Annotated in this window: 17 protein-coding genes, 1 tRNA gene and 2 pseudogenes; all 20 read right to left on the reverse strand. The window is 44.0% G+C overall.

All coding sequences use genetic code 11. The features are described 5' to 3' along the window. Positions 1-2: 2 nt before the first annotated feature. Entirely contained in the window at positions 3-1,061 is a 1,059-nt protein-coding gene (locus AC04Q6_RS15755) for a glycosyltransferase (RefSeq protein WP_476389767.1), read from the reverse strand. A gap of 288 nt (positions 1,062-1,349) precedes the next feature. Continuing rightward, positions 1,350-3,383: a molecular chaperone HtpG gene (gene htpG, locus AC04Q6_RS15760; RefSeq protein WP_244832722.1), complete on the reverse strand. Its 2,034-nt coding sequence runs from the start codon at positions 3,381-3,383 to the stop codon at positions 1,350-1,352. Positions 3,384-3,612: 229 nt separating this feature from the next. After that, positions 3,613-6,468, reverse strand: a complete 2,856-nt coding sequence (locus tag AC04Q6_RS15765) for a choice-of-anchor D domain-containing protein (protein ID WP_244832723.1) — start codon at positions 6,466-6,468, stop codon at positions 3,613-3,615. A gap of 125 nt (positions 6,469-6,593) precedes the next feature. Next, the gene (locus AC04Q6_RS15770; RefSeq protein ID WP_021977572.1) at positions 6,594-6,851 is read right to left on the reverse strand and encodes a hypothetical protein; all 258 of its coding nucleotides are present in this window, start codon (positions 6,849-6,851) and stop codon (positions 6,594-6,596) included. Between the two features lie 17 nt (positions 6,852-6,868). After that, complete coding sequence (locus AC04Q6_RS15775) at positions 6,869-7,534, reverse strand: HAD-IA family hydrolase (protein WP_476389768.1); 666 nt, start codon at positions 7,532-7,534, stop codon at positions 6,869-6,871. A gap of 8 nt (positions 7,535-7,542) precedes the next feature. Then, positions 7,543-8,148 (reverse strand): Maf family protein, encoded by a 606-nt coding sequence (locus AC04Q6_RS15780; RefSeq protein ID WP_118064385.1) that lies wholly within the window; start codon positions 8,146-8,148, stop codon positions 7,543-7,545. 163 nt (positions 8,149-8,311) lie between these two features. Then, positions 8,312-9,980: pseudogene (locus AC04Q6_RS15785) on the reverse strand (glutamine--tRNA ligase/YqeY domain fusion protein). Positions 9,981-10,094: 114 nt separating this feature from the next. Then, positions 10,095-10,167, reverse strand: a tRNA-Thr gene (locus AC04Q6_RS15790). 163 nt (positions 10,168-10,330) lie between these two features. Continuing rightward, positions 10,331-10,708 carry a hypothetical protein gene (locus tag AC04Q6_RS15795; RefSeq protein ID WP_021977568.1) on the reverse strand — a complete coding sequence of 126 codons (378 nt, stop codon included), beginning with the start codon at positions 10,706-10,708 and terminating at the stop codon, positions 10,331-10,333. A 74-nt stretch (positions 10,709-10,782) separates the two neighbouring features. After that, complete coding sequence (sigH, locus tag AC04Q6_RS15800; protein ID WP_118064383.1) at positions 10,783-11,376, reverse strand: RNA polymerase sporulation sigma factor SigH; 594 nt, start codon at positions 11,374-11,376, stop codon at positions 10,783-10,785. Between the two features lie 30 nt (positions 11,377-11,406). Beyond that, positions 11,407-12,132 (reverse strand): 23S rRNA (guanosine(2251)-2'-O)-methyltransferase RlmB, encoded by a 726-nt coding sequence (gene rlmB, locus AC04Q6_RS15805; RefSeq protein ID WP_118064413.1) that lies wholly within the window; start codon positions 12,130-12,132, stop codon positions 11,407-11,409. A gap of 10 nt (positions 12,133-12,142) precedes the next feature. Further along, positions 12,143-12,569 (reverse strand): annotated as a pseudogene (locus AC04Q6_RS15810) (Mini-ribonuclease 3). Further along, on the reverse strand, positions 12,554-13,963 hold the full coding sequence (cysS, locus tag AC04Q6_RS15815; RefSeq protein ID WP_021977564.1) for a cysteine--tRNA ligase: 1,410 nt from the start codon (positions 13,961-13,963) through the stop codon (positions 12,554-12,556). The pseudogene AC04Q6_RS15810 and the gene cysS overlap by 16 nt, the downstream one beginning before the upstream one ends. A 1-nt stretch (position 13,964) precedes the next feature. Further along, positions 13,965-14,456 (reverse strand): 2-C-methyl-D-erythritol 2,4-cyclodiphosphate synthase, encoded by a 492-nt coding sequence (gene ispF, locus AC04Q6_RS15820; RefSeq protein WP_118064411.1) that lies wholly within the window; start codon positions 14,454-14,456, stop codon positions 13,965-13,967. Between the two features lie 70 nt (positions 14,457-14,526). After that, complete coding sequence (locus AC04Q6_RS15825) at positions 14,527-15,792, reverse strand: iron-containing alcohol dehydrogenase (protein ID WP_476389769.1); 1,266 nt, start codon at positions 15,790-15,792, stop codon at positions 14,527-14,529. Positions 15,793-15,969: 177 nt separating this feature from the next. Continuing rightward, entirely contained in the window at positions 15,970-16,341 is a 372-nt protein-coding gene (locus tag AC04Q6_RS15830) for a RidA family protein (RefSeq protein ID WP_021977561.1), read from the reverse strand. 93 nt (positions 16,342-16,434) lie between these two features. Then, complete coding sequence (locus AC04Q6_RS15835; RefSeq protein WP_118064381.1) at positions 16,435-17,901, reverse strand: serine hydrolase; 1,467 nt, start codon at positions 17,899-17,901, stop codon at positions 16,435-16,437. Between the two features lie 120 nt (positions 17,902-18,021). Next, positions 18,022-20,388, reverse strand: a complete 2,367-nt coding sequence (locus AC04Q6_RS15840; RefSeq protein WP_476389770.1) for a helicase C-terminal domain-containing protein — start codon at positions 20,386-20,388, stop codon at positions 18,022-18,024. A gap of 183 nt (positions 20,389-20,571) precedes the next feature. Beyond that, on the reverse strand, positions 20,572-20,793 hold the full coding sequence (locus AC04Q6_RS15845) for an HPr family phosphocarrier protein (RefSeq protein ID WP_021977558.1): 222 nt from the start codon (positions 20,791-20,793) through the stop codon (positions 20,572-20,574). A 265-nt stretch (positions 20,794-21,058) separates the two neighbouring features. Further along, positions 21,059-22,378, reverse strand: a complete 1,320-nt coding sequence (locus AC04Q6_RS15850; RefSeq protein WP_021977557.1) for an aspartate kinase — start codon at positions 22,376-22,378, stop codon at positions 21,059-21,061. Positions 22,379-22,391 lie beyond the last annotated feature (13 nt).

Genomic DNA, 22,391 nt, shown 5'->3' on the forward strand with positions numbered 1-22,391 from the left:
TTTTATTCTCCGTACAGTTTTTTCAATCGTCGCGCCTCCCGGCAAATATCAAAATGTCCTTCTACAAGTCCCTGATAAATCTCTTCCTTCCCGACTCGCGGCCTTTTTCCTGCTCTTACCACAGTTTCTGCCCATTTTTCGGGAGATGTTCCAAGAGAAAGTGGTTTCAACTGTCCGGGAATCACATTAACTTCTCTGGAAATTGTATCTGAAATCACACAGGTAAGTCCGTTAGCCTGCGCTTCCACAAGTGCAAAGGGCAATCCTTCGTAAAGAGAAGGAAAAAGAAATACATCCATCGCAGACAGAAAGGCTCCGATATCTGTTCTCTTTCCCAGAAAAAACACCTTATCCTCCAGGTTTTCACTCTTTACCCGTTCCAGAATATTTTCATACTGACCGCCTCTGCTTCCTATAAGTGCCAGCACAGCATCCGGTCTCTTCTTCAGGATCTCCTTAAAAATATCCAGAAGCCCCTCATGGTTTTTCTGTGGATCAAACCGTCCTACATGACCTACAACAAACCGGTTTCCCCAGCCAAACGCACTGCGGACAATCGCACGATGATCTTCCGAAAAGAGATAGCGTTCCATAGATATCGCATTGTGTACGATAACTACCTTACCGGCATCATAATCTTCATTCCCAAACAGCCATCTTCCCGCCACCTCCGAACACGCAAAAAAATCTGTGGCATATCTTTTGATGCGGGCACGGTTGCACCAGTGCATGAATTTTCGTACCATTCCCGGACAGGAAGAATTATGAGAATGAGCGATCACCTTCCTGACTCCGACTTTCGATGCCAGCCGCAATGGAACAATATTGGCTGCGGACAGCATATTCACATGCACCACATCATAATTTCCTTTTTTTAATATCTGTTTAAATCGTTTCACATATCCCAGATAATTCTTTTTCACATTGGGAACATAGAAAATCCTGCCTCCAAGTGTTTTTATTTCTTTTTCATAAGCGATCTTACCATACATGCAGACAAAATCGAACTGCACATCCATTTTCGAAAGCTCCCGGTAATAATTCATGACGAAAGCTTCCAAGCCTCCTCCTATGTTACCTAAGCCAACCTGCAATACTCTCACTTATATACCTCTCTTTATTCTGGATAACGGATATCCACTTTTCTATAGATCCATATTACAAATATAACATAAAATTAACATATGGTAAATGTTATTGTAACATTCTCTCTGATATTTTCTGTAATTTCGAAATTTTTATGTATTGCAGGAAATTTTTAATCGAATCCGCGCCAAGCGGATATCTGAAATCCACATTCAGCCCAAAAAAGGCTCTGCCACAGGGGCAAAGCCTTTTTTCGATGTTTTTTATTTGGTAAGAACCATAAGGATATCGTTACTTCTCTTTACAAATTTTGTCATTTCTTCAGAAGAAAGCTGCTTATGGCTCATCATAGCCAGATCATAAAGCTGTTCGCAGATTACCGGCACATGTTCAGATTCCTGATTCTCAGCTATAAATTTCACCAGTGGATGATTTGCATTCAGAACAAGTACCTCCTGTCCTCCGAACATATTCGGATCCATTCCGTACATGTTATACATCTTCATCATATCCTGCATACGGCGACTCTCTTCCGGAAGAGTGATCATCGCTGCTGTTCCCTCATTTTTCAGCTTTTCTACCTTTACTTCCAGTTTATCTTTACCCAGATTTTTACGGAATACATCGGTCAGAGTTTTAACCGTTGCTTCATCTGTCTCGCCATCCTCACGAAGCTCTTCTGTAAGATCTGCGTCAATTCTCTTGAACTGTACGTTCTGATCCTGCTGCTCAAGATGAGAAATAAACTGAGAATCGATCACATGTTTAAGGATTACCGCATCTTTACCGGCCTCACGGAACATATTGATGTACTGGCTCTGCTGTACCTCATCTGTTACGTAATAAATCACTGTTTTCTCAGGTTCCTCATTCTTGGATTCCTCGGAAGTTTTCTCTTCTGTCTTCTCTTCTTTCTTATTCTCCTCAATACAATCTTTCAGAGTAAGATATTTGTCATCCAGATTTTTGAAAAGGATATAGTCGTTCATCTTTTCGCCGAATTTCGCATCTTTGATGCAGCCAAATTTGATAAACGGACTGATATCATCCCAGTATTTCTCATAAGATTCTCTGTCTGTCTTGCACATTCCCGTCAGTTTATCCGCAACTTTCTTGGTAATGTACTCGGAGATTTTCTTTACAAAACCATCGTTCTGCAGTGCGGAACGGGATACATTCAGTGGCAGATCCGGGCAGTCGATCACACCTTTCAGGAGAAGAAGGAATTCCGGGATCACCTCTTTGATATTGTCTGCAATAAATACCTGGTTATTATAAAGTTTAATTGTTCCCTCAATGGAATCATACTCTGTTCTGATCTTCGGGAAATACAGAATACCTTTCAGGTTAAACGGATAATCCATGTTCAGATGGATCCAGAACAGTGGCTCTTTGTAATCCATAAATACCTTACGGTAAAACTCTTTATATTCTTCGTCTGTGCACTCATTCGGATGTTTCATCCAAAGCGGCTGTGTATCACTTAAAGATACCGGACGTTTGTTGATCTTTACTTTGTCCTTTGCCGGAGATACCTCTACAACTTCTTTTTCACCTTTGTCGTTCTCTTTCTCCTCTGTCTTGGCATCTTCGTGGATATGTTCAACAACTACATCATCCTCACGGAGATCTGCCTCATCGATAGTCTCATACTCCTGCTCTGCATTTGCTTTGGAAAGATAGATGTTTACCGGCATGAAAGAACAGTACTTCTCGATCACTTCACGCATACGGTACTCATTGGCAAACTCCAGGCTCTCCTCATTAAGGAAAAGTGTGATCTCAGTTCCTGGTTCTGTCTTGTTTCCATCTGTCATCTCATATTCTGTACCACCGTCACAGGTCCAGTGAACCGGTGCAGATCCTTCTTTATAAGAAAGCGTATCGATGTGTACCTCATCCGCAACCATAAACGCGGAATAAAATCCAAGTCCGAAATGACCGATCATCTGATCATCTGTTGTCTTATCCTTATATTTCTCAAGAAATTCTGTTGCACCGGAAAAAGCGATCTGTGTAATATATTCCTCTACCTCATCTGCAGTCATACCGATACCATTATCAATAAACCTCAGGGTTTTCTGATCTGGATCTACGATAACATTTACTGCCGGTTTATAGCCATCCGGGAATGTATAATCACCCATAACTTCCAGTTTTCTCAGTTTGGTGATTGCGTCACATCCATTGGAGATCATTTCTCTTACAAAAATGTCATGATCGGAGTATAACCATTTCTTGATGATCGGAAAAATATTTTCACTGTTGATTGATAAACTTCCATGTTTTGCTGACATGTATGTCACTCTCCTTTTGTTTTTTATTTCCTATGTTCCGGTAAACCCGGAAACCTGTTGTTTTTTTCAATAAATATATACTAATACGACTTGTTGCAAAAGTCAAGAAAAATTTAGCACTCGCCATTTTCGAGTGCTAGTAACAATGTCGGCTATAAATTTTTCATACGCAAAAAGATTCCCCTCACACATTTCTCATGCACGAGGGGAATCTTTTATAATTCTGCTTTTATTTTTTCTTTCTGCGGTATATAAGAATTCCTCCAATACATACAACTGCAGCGATCAGGATGATCACAAATGTCATGATCGGTGTACTGTCTCCTGTCTGTACCGCTGATTTCTGGCTGGACTGCGTAACTGCAGGGCTTGGTGTTGCTGTAAGGATCTCCGCCTGTGACACAGTAAATGTAACTTTGCTTTCAGACTGGACATCTGTATCTGTCCATCTGGAGCCGTCATATCTCTGCTGCACAAAATTGACTTTCAGTGTATACTCGCCTGGTTTGCTTACGCGGAAAGTTGCTGTATATGGTTCCGAATCCCAGTCACGCTTTTCCGTAATCTGCCAGCTCCTTGGCTGGAAACGGGTATCTCCCTTCACCGGATTGCTGTTATCCATACCAGCGCCTACCGCTGTGAAAGTGATTTTCGTGTTTGTATCATATTTTCCATTGGGATCAATTCCCGTGATCTTGTTATCAGATTCCTTTACCTCGGAACCTTTATATGCATTTACAGTAATACTTACCGCAATCACCGTACTGATCTTGTCAGGATTTTTCACACCATCGGGGAGTGTAACAGTTCCTTTTACATTGAATGTCTGTCTGTCCACAGAGGAAGGGTCATAAGAACAGCCTTTCACATCCCATTTCACAGAAGCTTTCTGTTCTCCCTTTGTTGTTGTGATCGTCACAGTTTCCGGAAGTTTCAGCGCTTTCTGTGTTTTCTCTGTCCCATTTGGAAGATCTGTGATCGATGATGGTTTTCGGATTCCGGTAAGATCATTCTCTTTCTCACTGTTATCAGTATTTTTTCGAACACTGAAATACGCAGTAATATAAGCAGATACATCTGCACTGTTGGAAATTACAATGTCTTCCAGATATTCTTCTTTGGAAAGACCCTTCTTCGGCTGCACTGTAAAGGTTGCACTTTTTCCCGCCTCAAGCTCTGTCTGTGAAAGAGCTCCTACGGTATAATTTTTTCCGGTTGGCTGCTGCAGTGTGATTTTTGTGTTACCGGTGTTGGTAACTGTTACAGTCTGTGCTTCCGGAAGATCTTTATAACCTTCGTTCACCGTACCGAAATTCAGACCTTCTTCCGGTTTGACCGAAAGATCATACACCGGTTCCGGTTTCGTTACAGTAAAGGAGACCGAAACGTTCTCATCTATATTTCCATCTTTATCTGCGATTCTGATCTTGCCACTGTATTCTCCTGCAGAAAGGCCGGTTTTGGGCTGGATAGTAAAAGTTGCCTGATTATCTTCGCCCGGATTGAGTACCTCAGCAGAAAGAGCTCCTACTTCAAAATTCTTGGCTGTTGGCTGTACCAGACGGATTGCTTCCGTACCTGTGTTGGTAACTGTTACAGTCTGTGCTTCCGGGGCATTGGAATATCCCTGTTCCAGCTCTCCAAAATTCAGATCTTTTGGGGTAATATCTACAGAATTTTCAGTGAAACTGTCCCCATTTACCAATACGCTTGCTTTCACAGCTGCTGACGCCTTATTGTCCGACGTGGCAAAAACAAGATCTTCCTCATATGGATCATCTTTTGCTTCCAGTCCCAGCTTTGGCTGAACTGTAAACATCTGCTCATCGCCCTGGGCAAGCATGATTTCTCCATTATTTTCACCTTCACTGACAGGTTCAATATCAAAATTGTCTGACTGCGGCTGTTTCAGAGTTACCGTTTCTGTACCTGTATTTCTTATGGTTACAGTTCTTGTCTGATCAACCTCCGTATAGCCCTCTGTCAGGTCATCAAAAGGAATCTCTGCAGGATCTGCTGTCAGTTCATACTGTCCTTCTTCACTGTCGGATGGTTCCGATGCTTTCCCCGCATCCGCGTTCCCGTTATTCCCGTCATCTGTCTGTGCTTCTACAGTGAGATCCGCCTCAAAGAAAACATCCACGCCTTCTTCTGTCTGATATGTGATCAGATCTTTATATTCTCCGGCGTTCAGTCCCTCTCTTGGTTTTACCCATACCGTAATCTGCTCTCCACTTTTCAGTGGCTGTCCATTAATATCTTCAGCCATGAAATTCTCCGGAGAAATTTCTTTAAAATTCAGATCTGCAGTTCCGGTATTGGTAATCGTAACATACTGTACTTCCGGTATCTCTGTGTAACCTTCTGTTACAGTTCCGAAATTTAAAACACCACTTCCGTCTTCTGTGGATACAACTGCGGAATATGTAAGTTCTTCTGTTGAAGCACTGTCACCATTCTGTGCTTTCGTTTCCCCGGTCTCAACAGTTTTTTCATCAGATCCGGCTGTCGTATCTGATGAATCCTCTGCCTGATCTTCTGTCGAATCCTCTGTCTCTTCGGTATTTCCGGAATCTGTATCAGTTTCTCCCAATCCGGTGATCGTAATGGTGCTGTCCTGAGAATCCTGCTCCAAAGTCTCATCTGATCCGCTCTCGCTGGTAGATGTTTCTGTCTTCTTCTGCTGTGCAAGAGCTTTGGCATCTTCCTCCGTTGCGGAAACTTCCTGTGTTGTTACAGTAAGTTCGCCACTGATTCCCATTTCTTCTTTTCCTGTGATCTTAAGAACAATGGGAAATCCCAGATCCTTTTCTTCAACCTTATAGGTTTTATCTGTTCCTACTTCGGTGAGCACATCACCATCTTTCAGTGACCACGAAAAACTCACATAATCATCTGTAATTCCTTCTGGCTTTACCTTGGAATAATCTGCGCTTAAGGTAACACCTACTGCAATTGTTCCCTTAACTTTCAGTTTGCCATCCAGAGCTCCCTGGGGAACCGCAGCGGCAAACACCATAGATGGAAGTAATGTAACCATCATAAGCACGGCCATGATCACTGCCAGTACTCTGTTTTTCCTCATATTCCATCCTCCTTTACATCCTTATGTTTTCCTGCATTTTCAGATTTATGCATTCTTTCCTTTGTTGATGCAAGTTTACCATATTTAATTTTCAAGGATGTAATTTCTGCTTTCCGTTTTTTCTCTCAGCCTTCAACAATGAGATATTTTCCATCTGGAAGTTTAAACACTTCACTTTCTTCTTCCAGTTCTTTCAGGGAAAGTCCCTCTACATCTGCACCCATTCCATCCAGATATTTTTTTACATCTTTCAGAGAATCCAGCACTACTGCCATACAGTCTTCCAGAAATGCCTCTGCCTCTTCAAAATCATCTGCTACCGGCTCATCAAAAAGCTGTCCCTGTTTTTCCAGAAATGTCTGGACATATTCTTTCTTATACATTTTAAAAAAGTCCTCCTTTATTTATTATTTTTCTTCTCATAAATAGCAACCAGTTCCAACGGTACCGCTGCTACAATGTCTGCGCCGTTTTCTTCCAGTTCCCTGCGGTCACGAAAGCCCCAGAGTGCACCTACTGTATACATTCCGGCTGATTTACCTGTCTGCATATCCGTTTTTGTATCTCCGATATACATGCATTCTTCCGGTTTTACTCCGAATTCTTCCGCGATCTTTAACGGACCATCCGGTGCCGGTTTCCTTCGGATTCCCTCCTGCTGTCCCATTACTTCGTCAAAAACATCTCCATAGATCGCTTTTACGACTTTCTGTGCCGCAATATGCGGTTTATTAGAACATACGGCCATTTTTAATCCCGCATTTTTCAGTTCCTGAATGGTTTCCGGCATATCCTTATATGGTACAACTTTATACAGGGGATCTTCATCAAATTTTTTACGGTAAAGTTCCCGGACTTCTTCATAATGGACCAGATCCGGATCTCCGGCATCGATCAGACATCTTTTGATCAGCATATCCGCGCCTTCACCGCTGTAATAACGGAAATTATCTGTCGGCTGCGGTTTCAGGGAAAACTTTTCCATGATCTCATTTGCCACATATGCCATGGACTCCAGTGTATCTGCAATCGTTCCATCCAGGTCAAAGATACAAGCTTTTATCATTTTGTCATTCATCCTCTCAGGTTTATTCCAAGTTTCTTTGTCTCATAGATCAGCCTTGCCACAGGCAGTCCGACTACATTGTTGTAATCGCCGCGGATTCCTTTCACATAAGCACCCCAGGCACCCTGGATTCCGTAGCTTCCTGCCTTATCCATAGGATCTTTACTGTTTACATATTCTGCGATCTCTTCCTTTGTTACCGGGTAAAAAATTACATCTGTACATTCATGAAACGTATGAACTTTCCAGTTTTCTTCTTCTCTTACAAGAACTGTCACACCCGTATATACCTGGTGTGTATTTCCCTGCAGCATACTCAGCATCTTCACTGCTGCCTCCGGGTCTGAAGGTTTACCAAGGATCTTTCCTTCATAGGAGACTATGGTATCCGCTCCGATTATAAGAATGTCCGCCAGATCATCCGCCTGTTCTTTTTCCAGCGCATGTGCGGTAAACATGGCCTTTTGGAAGGAAAGTTCCTCAACCACCTTCGAGGGCTCTGTGCTGGTGATCCGTTCTTCACCACTGGCAGGTTTTACCTCAAATGTGATTCCCACCTGGCTTAAAAGCTCCCGTCTCCTGGGAGATGCAGAAGCAAGCACAATCTTTCTCATGTGTGTATTCCTCTCTTTCTGTGTTATCAGTATAACCTTTTACGGAAGGAGGTGCAACCGGAATTGTCAAAAGAGAATTCCTTCCGGATCATAAAATATAATACGCCGGGATTTCTGTACATCCCGGCGTACTGTCTTTTATATATAATTTGCTGTTTTGATCTTATGCCTTCGGCAGTTTAAAAGAACTCTTAAGAGACACAATACGGTTAAATACCGGTGCGCCCTCTTTGGAGTCATGGATGTCTGCACAGAAGAATCCGTTGCGGACAAACTGATAACTGTCGTAGCCTTTTGCTTTCAGAAGCTCCGGCTCAACATAAGCGCTCGTCACGGTGAGAGAGTTTGGATTTACATTGAGAGATCCGTCTTCTTTATTGTAAACACCCTTCTCTTCATCTACGATGTTCTCGTAAAGTCTTACCTCAACTTTACCTGCATTGGATGCCTCCACCCAGTGGATGGTTCCTTTTACCTTACGTCCGTCCGGTGCATTTCCACCTTTGGTTTCCGGATCATAAGTACAGTGAACCACACGGATCGTTCCGTCATCATCTGCTTCATATCCTGTGCAGGTTACAAAATATGCATTCATAAGACGGACTTCATTTCCGATATAAAGACGTTTGTATTTCTTCGGAGGCTCTGCCATGAAATCATCACGTTCGATATAAAGTTCTCCGCTGAACGGGATCTTTCTGGTTCCAAGTTCCTCGTTCTCCATGTTGTTCGGAGCTTCCAGGTACTCAACCTGTCCTTCCGGATAATTGTCGATCACAAGCTTGATCGGATCAAGGATCGCCATCATACGTGGACGTTTCAGTTTCAGATCCTCGCGGATGCAGTACTCAAGCATTGCGTAATCCACAGAACTGTTGGCCTTGGAAACGCCACAGAGCTCTACGAATTTACGGATGGATTCCGGTGTAAATCCGCGGCGGCGAAGTGCGGCGATTGATACCAGTCTCGGATCATCCCAGCCATCTACGATTCCGTCTTCAACAAGTTTCTTGATGTAACGTTTACCGGTGACAACATTGGTAAGGTACAGTTTGGCAAACTCGATCTGTTTCGGTGGATGCGGATACTCCAGTTCTTTTACAACCCAGTCATAGAGCGGTCTGTGATCCTCAAATTCCAGAGTACAGATGGAATGAGTCACGCCTTCGATCGCATCCTCGATAGGATGAGCAAAGTCATACATCGGATAGATGCACCACTTGTCTCCAGTGTTGTGATGTGTCATACGTGCTACACGGTAGATAACCGGGTCACGCATGTTCATATTCGGAGATGCCATATCGATCTTTGCACGGAGAACTTTTTCTCCGTCTCCGTATTTGCCCTCACGCATCTCCTCAAAAAGCTGCAGGTTTTCTTCTACAGTACGGTTTCTGTATGGGCTCTCTTTACCTGGTTCTGTAAGAGTTCCTCTGTACTCACGGATCTGGTCTGCAGTCAGGTCGCAGACAAATGCCTTGCCTTTTTTGATCAGCTTCACAGCGGCCTCATACATCTGGTCAAAATAATCAGAAGCAAAGAAAAGTCTGTCTTCCCAGTCTGCGCCAAGCCATTTTACATCAGCCTTGATGGATTCTACAAATTCGGATTTCTCCTTTGTCGGGTTTGTATCATCGAAACGAAGGTTAAATTTTCCGTTGTATTTCTTTGCAAGCCCATAGTTTAAAAGAATGGACTTAGCAGTGTCCGATATGAAGATAACCATTCGGTTCCGGTGGAAAACGTGTATGCACAGTGTCATAAACGCCTTCTTCAAGATCTTTGTCTATAATATTCTCAATAAAGTTTTTGGAAACTGTCTCGTTGTCCATGATTCTCCCTCCTAGATATCGTCCTGATGTTTTATCTTATCATATATTTGGAGTTTTTGAAACCCGCAAAACCTGTATTTAAACAAAAAATTGTCTGTTTTTGGACACAAAAAAAGCTGCTGACGGGAATCGAACCCGTGACCTCCGCCTTACCAAGGCGACGCTCTACCGACTGAGCCACAGCAGCTTGTTTCGCGACGTTTGTGCCGCTCACAGTTGTTTATATTATCAGATGACTTTCATATTGTCAATACTTTATTTTTATTTTTTTAAAAATTTGTATTTTCATGACTATCGCATAAAAATCCTGTGTACTGCAGTCCCCGGACACAGCGCACAGGATTCTCTTTTTACTCTTCTGATTTTGCATCCTCAGAAGCTTCTGCCTCTTCTGTTTTTTCTTCCGCCTCATCAGCTGCAGCTTCCTCTGTCTCTGTTTCAGCTTCCGTCTCTTCTTCAGCCGGTGCTTCTTTTGTATCCTCTTCTTCTGTCTCTTTGGAAACTTCTACAGTCTCAGATGCGGTTTTGTCCCAGTCCTGGAAAACTTCTTTCTCTTCTTTTTCTTCTTTCTTCTCATCCTCTTCAAGATCATCGAGATCGTCAAAGTCATCTTCAAAATCGTCTTCACATACAGATTTTCTGGATATGATCGCTGCAATAGCTCCTGCTGCTGCCGCAGTAAGAGCTCCTACTGCAACCAGTCCCCAGTATTTATTAATCTTTGCCATAATTGGTCTCCTTTCTTGTTCCGCTGTTTTTAACATCATTTTAATACTTTTATATCCAAAAGAAAAGAGGGGAATTAACTTTCTCCAAAACAACGTTTCATTTTTTTGCGGATTCTTCGCAGGGCATTATCAACAGCCTTCGGCGTTTTACCCAGAATTTCCGCGATCTCCACATAGCCATTTCCCGCAATATACAGCTGAAACACCTGATTTTCCAGAGAACTTAAGCTCTTTTTCATTTCTTTTTTCAGCGCTGTTACATTTTCCCGGTCAATCAGGATTGCTTCCGGATTATCATGTTCCGTACAGGAATCTCTGAGATTTTCTTCCATTTCCCTGTCACTTAAGGATATATACGTATTCAGCGGCTGATGTTTCTGACGGTTTGAACTTTTGATCGCGCTGTAGATCTGTCTGTCAATACACATATTCGCAAAGGACTGAAAGGATGTTTCCCTGTCAGGCTGGTAGTCCCGGACTGCTTTAAACAGCCCGATCATACCCTCCTGGATCAGATCGTCGGTATCCCCGCCAATAAGAAACATGGCCCTTGCCTTTTTTCTGACCAGACCTTTGTACTTTTCCATCAGATAATCTGCAATCATGGATTCTCCGGCACGAAGCCTCTGAATAAGAACTTCGTCCTCTGTCTCATTATATCGGCACATTTTTTCTCCGAACAGCTTAAGCTGTATCTGTTATTTTGCCATTCTCTGTCTCACGATCTCAAATGCAAGCACTCCTGCCGCTACAGAAGCGTTGAGGGAATCAATGTCTCCATTCATCGGGATCGCGGTAGTAAAATCACATTTTTCCTTTACAAGACGGCTGACACCATTTCCCTCGTTTCCGATCACAAGGCCAATGGGACCTGTCAGGTTCTGGCGGTACATCACTTCTCCGTCCATATCCGCACACACAAACCAGATTCCTTTTTCTTTCAGCTCATCAATCGTCTGTCCAAGGTTGGCAACCTTGGCAACCGGCGTATAGTTCAGGGCACCGGCAGAAGTCTTTGCGACAGTAGCTGTCAGACCTACAGCTCTGTGTTTCGGAATAATCACACCATGGGCACCGGCAAGATTGGCAGTACGGATGATCGCTCCCAGATTATGAGGATCTTCAATATTGTCAAGAAGAATAATAAAAGGAGGCTCTCCTTTTTCTTCTGCTTTTTTCAGAATATCTTCCACTGTGGAATAGTCGTAAGCCGCAACCTGCGCGATCACACCCTGGTGGGCACCGGTCTCGCTCATGGAATCCAGACGTTCCTTCGGAACAAATTTCACGATGGTATCATGTTTTCTGGCTTCTCTTGCGATAGTACGAACCGGTCCGTCCTGACAGCCATCCAGAATAAACAATTTATCAACACATTTGCCGGAACGAAATGCCTCAAGTACTGCATTTCTTCCTTCTATCATTTCAGTCAATTTAAATTTCCTCCTTCTCAAGTCCTGCGTGGACCAGTTCCAGTATCCTTGAAAAATCCTCTTTCAGATAAAGATATCCCATCAGTGCCTCAAAGCCTGTAGCACGCCGGTAATCCGCCATAGTCGCAATGTTTGGCCATGGTAGCGGAATGGGCATTTCTTCCTCTCCGGTATACACTTTTTTCCTCTTCTGTCAGAAGCGGTTCAAGAATTTCCATCATGCCAGACTGCGCAGACGCTTTTACAAGGCTACTGGCCTTTTTGTGGAGACGGTTTACCGGGCAGTTTGCCTTTTTCACAAGGATGGTACGGATCACCAGTTCATAAACACCATCCCCGATATAGGCCAGTGTCAGAGGTGAATAGGTCCGAAGATCTGCGTCTTTCAGATCAAACAGCTCTTTAAGCTCCCTTAAGCTCTCTGCCATTTCACACCTTCTCTTGTATCTTTCAAAATGATACCTTTTTTCAGAAGCTCGTCACGGATCTCATCTGCTCTCTTGAAATCTTTAGCCTTTCTTGCAGCCTGACGCTCCTGGATCAGATCCTCGATCTCTTTATCAAGGATTTCCTCTTTCTTCTCGATCTTCAGTCCCAGCACATCACTGAGTTTGAAAAGTTCCTCATAAAGACCTGCCGCAAATTCTTTTGAGCTGTTTTCGTTTACATTCGTGTTGGCAAATTTAACAAGCTCAAAGATGGCAGCAAGTGCATCTGCAGTGTTGAAATCATCATCCATGGCAGCTTCAAATTTGGTAACAAAGCCTTCTGCCTCTTTGAGAAGTGCAAGTTCTTCCTCTGTGATATTCTCCACTGCCGCATTGTCCTTACGGTCGCTGAGCTTGCCTGCTGCTTCCAGGATACGCTCCAGAGAATTCTTGGCTGCTTCCATCAGATCCGCACTGAAATTCAGCGGGCTTCTGTAATGCGCGTTCAGCATAAAGAAACGAAGGACCTGAAGATCATACTGCTCACCGATCTGACGTACAGTACGGAAGTTTCCAAGAGATTTGGACATCTTGCGGTTGTCGATGTTGAGGAAACCGTTATGCATCCAGTATCTTGCAAAAATCTTACCATTGCAGCACTCGCTCTGTGCGATCTCATTCTCGTGATGCGGGAAGATCAGATCCTCTCCGCCTGCATGGATATCAATCTCTTCTCCAAGATATTTTTTGGACATGACAGAGCACTCGATATGCCAGCCAGGACGTCCGTCACACCACGGTGACGGCCAGGACGGCTCGCCCTCTTTTTTCGGTTTCCAGAGTACGAAGTCCAGCGGATCTTCTTTCTGGTCCTCACCGGATACCTTCAGAGAACGGAAACCGGACTGGAGATCATCCAGATTCTTATGAGAAAGCTTGCCGTACTCTTTGAATTTCTTTACACGGAAATATACGGTTCCGTCGGCTGCCGGATACGCGTATCCCTTGTCAATAAGGGTCTGGATCATGTCGATCATGCCCTGGATCTCCTGTGTTGCCTGAGGTGCGGTTGTGGCAGGTTTTACATTCATGTCTGCCATATCTTTCTTGCACTCTTTGATATAGCGGGTGGAAATTTCCTCTGCGGAAACACCCTCTTCAATGGCTTTTTTGATAATTTTGTCATCCACATCTGTGAAGTTGGATACATAGTTAACCTCGTATCCTTTATATTCCATGTATCTTCGTACCGTATCAAAAATGATCATGGGGCGGGCATTTCCGATATGGATCAGATTGTAAACCGTAGGTCCGCAGACATACATTTTTACCTTGCCCTCTTCCAGAGGTACGAACTCCTCTTTTCTTCTTGTGAGTGTGTTAAAAATCTTCATGTTACTCTTCCTCCAATTTCCCGATTCTATACAGGGAGCAGATCGCCTGAGAAGAAATTCCCTCTCCCTGTCCTGTAAAACCAAGGCCCTCTTCTGTAGTTGCCTTGATATTCAGCTGTGATATTTCAATTCCAAGTGCTTTCGCAATGTTTTCTCTCATCTCTGGAATATGTGGTGCCATCTTTGGTTTCTGGGCAATGATCGTAGCATCAATATTCCCCACCGCATAGCCGTTTTCTTTCAGAAGTCCGGCAACATGTACCAGAAGTTTTACACTGGAAATTCCCTTATATGCAGGGTCTGTGTCCGGAAAATGTTTTCCGATGTCTCCAAGAGCCGCAGCTCCCAGAAGTGCATCCATGATCGCATGGATCAGCACATCCGCATCGGAATGACCAAGAAGGCCTTTTTCCCAGGGAATGTTTACTCCTCCAAGGATCAGATCTCTGCCTTCTGTCAGTTTATGTACATCATATCCCATTCCTACTCTTATCAAACCATTCCTCACTGCCTTTCCTGAAATTTATGCCAAGTCAACAGAACTTATTGTGATCTTTTTCTGATCAGTATGTGAGCATCTTCCGAAGCCTTAAAAGACTCAGCCTTCTTCTTGTATACGGTGCAAGGCGAAGACTCTCTTCGATCACCTCTCCCGGCAGTCCGATATCCCGGACTCTGCTTACACAACCAGCTGTATTCATCATTTCCTGCATATCTGTAACCGCCGGAAGTGCATCAATGATCTTAAGAATTCCGGGAAGCGTATCGGAAAGTTCTTTCGTGCTCACATCATCCAGAAGTTCCGGCGTATTTTCTTTTTCGATTGCTCCAAGAATTCCTTTTTTTCCAAAAGTACTCTGGAGAAGTTCCCGGTCTTCCTCTGTACAGGTATGCACTTTGCAGTTTCCTTTTCGGATGGCATCCGCAATTTTCTTGTACTCCAGAAGTACCAGCATGGTTCCTGCAGAAACTTTTTCACCGTGCAGCGCATCCAGATGCCCGTTCACAACTTCCATATCCCAGAGATGTACCAGATGATGTTCTGCTCCGGATGCAGGTCTGGAATTTCCGGTCATCTGCATGGCAAGCCCTGACAGCACCAGGGCATACATCAGTTTCTCAGATGCTTCTTCTTCGCCAGCCGCAATCTCCTTCAGATTATCCTTCACAGTCCTGACAGCTTTTGTTTCCAGATTTACCACCTCTGCACAGTAATATTCTTTCGAAAGAATGCTGGCTATTTTCCAGTCTGCCAGAGCAATATATTTCCCCAGAATATCCGACACACCTGCAGCGGTAAGTCTCTTCGGTGCTTTTGCAAAAATATCCGTATCCGCAAAAACAAAAAGCGGCGCAGATGCTGCTACTGCCTTTTTCACACCATTCCATGTCATATCTGCTACTGTAGAAGTAAATCCGTCTGAACTGGCTGCGGTGGGCACAGAGACAAAAGGAATCCGGTACTGATGGGCCACAAACCGGCTGAGATCATGGATCGTACCTGCGCCTACCGCAAGAACAAGATCAATGTCCTCTTCCATATAATTCTCCACAATTTCCACGGCCCGTTCATCTGCCTCAAGATCTTCGGCATCCAGGATCAGCACCTGGCACCGGTCGTAGATATCTTCCATCAGTTCCTCTGTTGCCTTGTAACTGTTTGTGTCACAGATCAGAAGCGGGGAAATGTATTCTCTCAGATCTCCGTCTGACATTTCTTCTTCCAGTTTCCCGATAGCTCCTGATTCAATTACAATTTCCTTAACGTCTATGTGGTGCTCCCTCCCGCAGCTGCAAGGTCGGGCAAAATCGTCCGCATCGACTCGCATGTATTTATATCCTCCTGACTTATCTTGATAATTCACAGCGTACGTCTCAATCCGCTGAATGATACAATATTACAGTTTGGTATTATACAGGATTTCTTTTTAAAAATCAATCACAGCAAAAAATCCCCTGCCGGAAGATCATCTCTTCCTGACAGGGGATTTACTGCTCGTTTTATATTATACTGCCGCGATTACTTCTACCTCACAGAGTACATTCTTCGGAAGTGTCTTAACTGCGACACAGGAACGTGCCGGTTTGTTTACGAAATATTTTGCGTATACTTCGTTAAATGCGGCAAAATCGTTCATGTCTGCAAGAAAGCATACAGTTTTGACTGCTTTCTCATAGCTGGAACCTGCTGTCTCAAGAACTGCACCAAGATTCTTCATTACGCGGTCTGCCTGCTCCTCGATGGTTGTTCCCACAACTTCTCCGGTTGCCGGGTCAACCGGGATCTGACCGGATGTGTAAAGAGTATCTCCATGGATGATTGCCTGGGAATACGGTCCGATGGCTGCCGGTGCCTTGTCTGTATGTACTGTCTTCATAATAAAAGTCTCCTTTCGTGAGCTCGTGAAATCCTCCTGTTTTGTATGAAACATTCAGATACCGCTCGGCTGATTTTCATTTTAGCTCACAAATCAATCCTGGTCAAGCCGCATATTCAGATAATTGTAAACAATCCCTGAAATATCACGAATGTGCGAAACTGCATCCCCGGATTTACAGTTCTCAGACATTACGCAGAGAATATAGGTTGTCTTCTCCCCATATACAATGGCAATGTCGTGCTGGTCTGTATCCGTCTCCCCGGTCTTGTTTGCGATTTCCACAGAGGCGGAAATCCCACTGGGGATCTTGGTTGTCACCTGCTGATTCAGAAGGAGGTTCAGCATTGCTTCCGAAGCTTCCTTTGATACACATTCCCCTTTATAAATCCGGGAAAGAAGCTCTCCACAGTCCTTTACAGAAGTGGTATTTCTCCCTCCCAGCCCCGCATCTTTGGATGCGGAAGGACTCAAGGTATGCTGTACCGATGTATCCGCAAACTGACTTTCCGCAAGGAAAGCATTCACTGCCTCTGCCCCGTCTTTAAAAACACCGGATGTCGTCTGCAGGCGTACCAGCTCATTAAAAGATTCATTATCACTGACTGTGATCATATTCCAGAGAAGATCATTAACTTTTGTCGAGACTGCCGGATCAGAAACATCTTTTTTCATTTTTGCGGCTTCACTCTGAAGAACAGTATCCATATTGGCATATGTCTGTGCCATAACAAACGCCTTGATCAGGCTGGCCGAATATAAGGGCTGGCTGTTCAGCTGAAATTCCTTATCATTGGTAAGATCTTTTACATATACACTCCAGATACCGTCATAGGAACCGAAAAGTTCCGTAAGCCTGGTTTCCAGGCCCTCCATACCCAGGTCCTTTGTTTCTACCTTTCCTGTTCCATCAACAGGAAAGCCTTCCGGTGTGGTACCTTCTTCCTGCACCAGGACTCCGTTTTCTCCGCCAAAATAATAATAGCCATCAAACATCTGTCCTGCCGCATTCATTTCCAGATAATGTATTCCGGGATCTGTGACCATCTTTCCATACTGATCAAAATAATACAAACCATTATAGGTAGTCTTATCCACCACCAGATTGTCCATATACCGCACCTGCGGCGAAGCACTGAGTTTTCCCAGATTATTCACCATATAACAGCCATCAAAAGAAACTTCCGCCCCGCTCCCGTCCTCTGTGGGGGCAGTCAGATTTCTGATCTGGACCATATGCGGATTTCCTGCTGCAAATTTACCGTTTTCATCATGATAATAATATCCGTCAAATACCGTACCATCAATCACAAAATGATCAAAATAATGCACTGCCGGTGCATTTTCTCTGGTTCCGTCTTCATTCAGGCAGTAAAAACCACTGCTTTTTAAAATGTATTTCCCACTTCCATCGGGAATCGGAAGTATCTGGGACTCCTCCGTAACAGACCCAAGGCTGCCCTGTGCCGTCTGCTGCGGCGCCGCCGCTGATGCCGGCTGAGTAAGCATTACCGTGCTGAAACACACTGCCAGTATTTTTAATATTTTTTTCTGTCTCATATACTTCTTTCACTTTTCTTATCTTTGGATTTAACAGTTACTGATTTTATCCGGGTCTCATATCTTCCTGTCTGCAATGTGGATAAATTCTCTATCAGTATACCGGATTTCTTACGTCTGTCAAGTAAACGACCGCCAGAACCTGCTTACTGCCTCTTCTACAGTATTCAGTCTGCAGCTGCTCCGGTCTTTCCATTCCCTCGGAAAAATTTCTCCGTAATCCCGTCCCAGAAAACGGTCATCCAAAAGCAGGATCACACCTCTGTCCTCTTTGGTCCGGATCACACGTCCGGCGGCCTGAAGAACCTTATTCATACCAGGATAACGATAGGCATAATCAAAACCGCTCTGTTTCTTTCGGTCATAATATTCTTTCAGGATCTCCCGCTCACTGCCGATCTGCGGAAGTCCGGTTCCCACTATGATCGCTCCGATCAGACTTTCACCTGTAAGATCAACCCCCTCGGAAAAAATTCCTCCAAGTACGCAGAAACCTACCAGTGTTCCTTCCCTGCTCTGAAATTCTTCCAGAAATTCCTCCCGTTCCCGTTCGGTCATATCAGAATTCTGCCGGATACAGCGCACCCAGTCTACCGAAAATTCCTCCTCATAAACCTGATATACATCTTCCATCAGACGATAGGAAGGAAAAAACACCATATAATTCCCCTGGCGCTGCCATACACACCTGGAAATATATTCCGCAATCTTACGGTACTCTGTATGGTTTCTTCTTGTATACCGGCTGCTTACATCGCTTCCAATGAGAATTCTCCTGTTTTTTGACGAAAACGGGGACTGCACATAAATTCCATAAGCATCTGTTTCTGTTGTAAGAAGTTCCCGGTAATACAACATCGGAAAAAGTGTTGCGGAAAAAAATACCGCACTTCTTCCCTTTTTCAGGTATTCACTTAAGTTTGCAGCCGGATTCACGCAGAACAGGCGCAGCCGGAAATCATTTTCCCCAAAGCATTCCGTATAGACCACATAGTTCTCATCCACCAGTTCTGACACATTCAGAAAATCACGCACAACAAAATAAAATTCCAGAATCTCCTTTCGAAGCTCCTCTTCCAGATTTTTTTCTTCCAGAATTTCTTCCAGCTCACCGGAAATGGTAAGAAACGTAACCGGCAGTACACCTGGGTTGGAAAGCACCTGATACGGATTTTGGGATGCCTTAAGATCCTCTTCCAGTTCCAGCATCTGCCTGCTGGCTTTATCCAGTGCCCTGGCGAGTTTTGGGAAATGTTTCCGGATTTTTTTCCGCAATGTAAAAAGTGTCTGTCTGGATATCTCCGCACTGTACATTTCTCTTCCGCGTTCTACCAGATTATGCGCTTCATCAATGAGAAAAATATAATCTCCGGAAATATTTTCCCCGAAAAAGCGTTTCAGATGGACATTGGGATCAAAGGCGTAATTATAGTCACAGATCACCCCGTCTACCCAGACGGAAAGATCCAGGCACATCTCAAAAGGACATACCTGCCATTTTTCTGCATGAGCACGGATCACTTCTCTGGAATATACCTCTTCGGTTGTCCAAAGTTCATAGACTGCATCGTTCACCCGGTCAAAATGTCCTTTCGCATAGGGGCATTTCTCCGGTGTACATTCCGGTGAATCTAGGAAACAAAGCTTTTCTTTTGCGGTAATGGCTGTGACCTTAAATTTCAGTCCATTTTCACGCAAAGTATGGAACGCTTCCCAGGCAACTGTTCCTGTAATGGTTTTTGCGGTAAGGTAAAAAAGTGTTTCGCCCTTCCCCTCTCCGATGGCACGTACAGATGGAAAAATTGCAGACATGGTTTTTCCCACTCCGGTAGGTGCCTGGACAAACAGCGTTTTCTTACTGGAAACCGTATGATATACACCACTGACGATCTCTCTCTGCCCTTCTCTGTAAGGAAACGGAAACTGCAGATCTTTCATGGATGCATTCCGTTCTTTTTTCCAGGAAAGCGAACAGGAAATCCATTTATGGTAATCATCCAGAAGTTTCTGGTACCAGTTTTTAAGTTCCTCCATGGAAAAAATTTCTCGAAACCTTCTGGTGTCTTCTGTATCCAGATGGGAATAGGTCATCTGGATCCCAATTTGGGAAAGGCCTTCTTTTTCTCCGTAAATCCACCCGTAACACATTGCCTGTGCGCGGTGGACAGGTACCGGTACCTCCATTGCCTGAAGATTTCCATAGGTGCCTTTGATCTCATCAATCCAGAACTCCCCGTCCTCAGTAAAAATTCCATCTGCGCGGCCTTCTACCTGGATGATTACATCTTCATATTCACTTTCTCTTTTCAGGGAAACTTCTGCCTGATAATTGCCCTTCATACTTCGCTGGATCTTCCGGTGAAGTCTTCCACCTTTTAGCATGGCTTCTTTATCTCCGGATGATCCACGGCTGTTATCCAGATCTCCGCTTCTCAGTATAAATTCCACCAGGTTTCTGACAGAAATTCGCACTTTTGGTTTTTCCATAATTTACTCCTGCAGCTGTCAGAGTTCTTCACCCTGCAGCTGTCCTTTTCTGCAATGCTGTATTTCAAGATTATACCACAAAAACACATACAAAAATCTCTCTGCAATCAAAAAAGACGCATGTTCTGCTTTACTTTTCATGAACTGCGCCTTTTTATTACCTTTTTTCTTTATTCATATTTCTCAGCCTACCGCATATTTGGAAAGAACCTGGTTAAAATTTTCATCCTCTCCGTAACACTTTACTGTCAGGGTTTTTGTCAGATCCAGACTCAGAAGTCCAAGGATTGACTTTGCGTCGATGATAATGCGGTTGTAAAATACATCAATATCAAAATTGCATCTGCTGGCTGCACTGACAAACTCCTGTGCGCTTTTTTCATCCAGTTTGATCTGTTTCTCCATTGCTGACCGCCTGCCTTTCTGAAGTTTTTGTATATGTCTGTTTTACACAAAAGTTAAGTTTTTGTCAATACTGTTTATTTCCTGTCAGGTGTTTTTCGACACAATGTATAATATCTTTGCTTTTTCTTTGGAAATTTTGTCAGATTTATTTGGATTTTTTTTGGATAAACAGGTCAGATTAACAGAAAAATCCGCCACAGGACTGTATGTTCCATGTCCTGTGGCGGATACTGCTTCCGGAGTCAAGCGGATATTCGGATTTTGTTCAGATCCGTGTCAGAACAAAAATATCATAGATCGCTCTGACAGCTTTTTCGAAATCACGGTTCTCAACGCCGATGATGATATTCAGCTCACTGGAACCCTGATCGATCATTTTTACGTTTACATTTGCGTGAGCAAGAGCAGAGAAGATTCTTCCTGCAGTACCTCTCTGGGATTTCATTCCACGGCCTACAACTGCGATCAGCGCGAGGTCAGATTCCATCTCCACAAAGTCAGGCTGTACCAGACGGTGGATGCCTGCGATAACCTGCTGCTCTTTCTCCTCAAATTCATCCTGGTGAACATATACAGTCATGGTATCAATTCCGGACGGTACATGCTCAAAGCTGATTCCCTGATCCTCAAATACCTGGAGAACCTTACGGCCAAAACCGATCTCACTGTTCATCATGGATTTCTCAATGTTAATAGAACAGAAACCTTTCTTTCCGGCAATACCGGTAATGGTAAATTTCGGTTTTTTGCAGGTGCTCTCCACGATCAGTGTACCCTTATCCTCCGGGCTGTTTGTGTTACGGATGTTGATCGGAATTCCCTCTTTACGAACCGGGAAGATCGCATCCTCATGAAGAACAGTTGCACCCATATAAGAAAGCTCACGAAGCTCTCTGTATGTAATTGCCTCGATCGGTTCCGGATTGTGAACGATACGCGGATCTGTTACAAGGAAACCGGAAACATCGGTCCAGTTCTCATAAATATCTGCATGGATGGCTTTTGCAACCAGGGATCCGGTTACATCAGAACCACCTCTGGAAAATGTCTTCACCGTGCCATCCGCACATGCTCCGTAGAATCCCGGGATAACCGCATGCTGGGATTTGCTGAGCTTCTTGGAAAGGAGTTTATTTGTCTCCTCCGCTTCCAGATTACCGTCTTTATCAAAACGGATCACTGAAGCCGCATCCACGAAATCGTATCCAAGGTATGCAGCCATGATCTTACCATTGAGGAACTCTCCTCTGGACGCCGCATACTGAATTCCCGCCTGTGCACGGAAATCCTCATCGATCTTCTTGAACTCGTCTTCAAGAGAAAGGCTCAGCCCAAGACCTTTGATGATCTCGTAATATCTCTCTTTGATGGCATTAAGTTTCTCAGTGATATCCTCACCTTTGGATGCTGCGTCATAGCATCCGTAAAGCATATCCGTTACTTTGATATCTTCGTCAAATCTCTTTCCGGGAGCTGACGGAACTACATAACGGCGGCTCTCATCGCTGCGGATGATATCGCCCACTTTCTGAAACTGCTCCGCATTTGCAAGAGAACTTCCACCGAATTTTACAACTTTTTTCATGATAACACCTCTC

The sequence above is a fragment of the Blautia sp. HA9023 genome (genome assembly GCF_056504095.1).

Excerpts from the sequence above, each read along its gene's own strand:
- htpG (WP_244832722.1), bottom strand. The coding sequence starts at position 3,383 with ATGTCAGCAAAACATGGAAGTTTATCAATCAACAGTGAAAATATTTTT.
- AC04Q6_RS15765 (WP_244832723.1), bottom strand. The coding sequence starts at position 6,468 with ATGAGGAAAAACAGAGTACTGGCAGTGATCATGGCCGTGCTTATGATG.
- AC04Q6_RS15770 (WP_021977572.1), bottom strand. The coding sequence starts at position 6,851 with ATGTATAAGAAAGAATATGTCCAGACATTTCTGGAAAAACAGGGACAG.
- AC04Q6_RS15775 (WP_476389768.1), bottom strand. The coding sequence starts at position 7,534 with ATGATAAAAGCTTGTATCTTTGACCTGGATGGAACGATTGCAGATACA.
- AC04Q6_RS15780 (WP_118064385.1), bottom strand. The coding sequence starts at position 8,148 with ATGAGAAAGATTGTGCTTGCTTCTGCATCTCCCAGGAGACGGGAGCTT.
- AC04Q6_RS15795 (WP_021977568.1), bottom strand. The coding sequence starts at position 10,708 with ATGGCAAAGATTAATAAATACTGGGGACTGGTTGCAGTAGGAGCTCTT.
- sigH (WP_118064383.1), bottom strand. The coding sequence starts at position 11,376 with ATGTGCCGATATAATGAGACAGAGGACGAAGTTCTTATTCAGAGGCTT.
- rlmB (WP_118064413.1), bottom strand. The coding sequence starts at position 12,132 with ATGATAGAAGGAAGAAATGCAGTACTTGAGGCATTTCGTTCCGGCAAA.
- cysS (WP_021977564.1), bottom strand. The coding sequence starts at position 13,963 with ATGAAGATTTTTAACACACTCACAAGAAGAAAAGAGGAGTTCGTACCT.
- AC04Q6_RS15825 (WP_476389769.1), bottom strand. The coding sequence starts at position 15,792 with ATGCGAGTCGATGCGGACGATTTTGCCCGACCTTGCAGCTGCGGGAGG.
- AC04Q6_RS15830 (WP_021977561.1), bottom strand. The coding sequence starts at position 16,341 with ATGAAGACAGTACATACAGACAAGGCACCGGCAGCCATCGGACCGTAT.
- AC04Q6_RS15835 (WP_118064381.1), bottom strand. The coding sequence starts at position 17,901 with ATGAGACAGAAAAAAATATTAAAAATACTGGCAGTGTGTTTCAGCACG.
- AC04Q6_RS15840 (WP_476389770.1), bottom strand. The coding sequence starts at position 20,388 with ATGGAAAAACCAAAAGTGCGAATTTCTGTCAGAAACCTGGTGGAATTT.
- AC04Q6_RS15845 (WP_021977558.1), bottom strand. The coding sequence starts at position 20,793 with ATGGAGAAACAGATCAAACTGGATGAAAAAAGCGCACAGGAGTTTGTC.
- AC04Q6_RS15850 (WP_021977557.1), bottom strand. The coding sequence starts at position 22,378 with ATGAAAAAAGTTGTAAAATTCGGTGGAAGTTCTCTTGCAAATGCGGAG.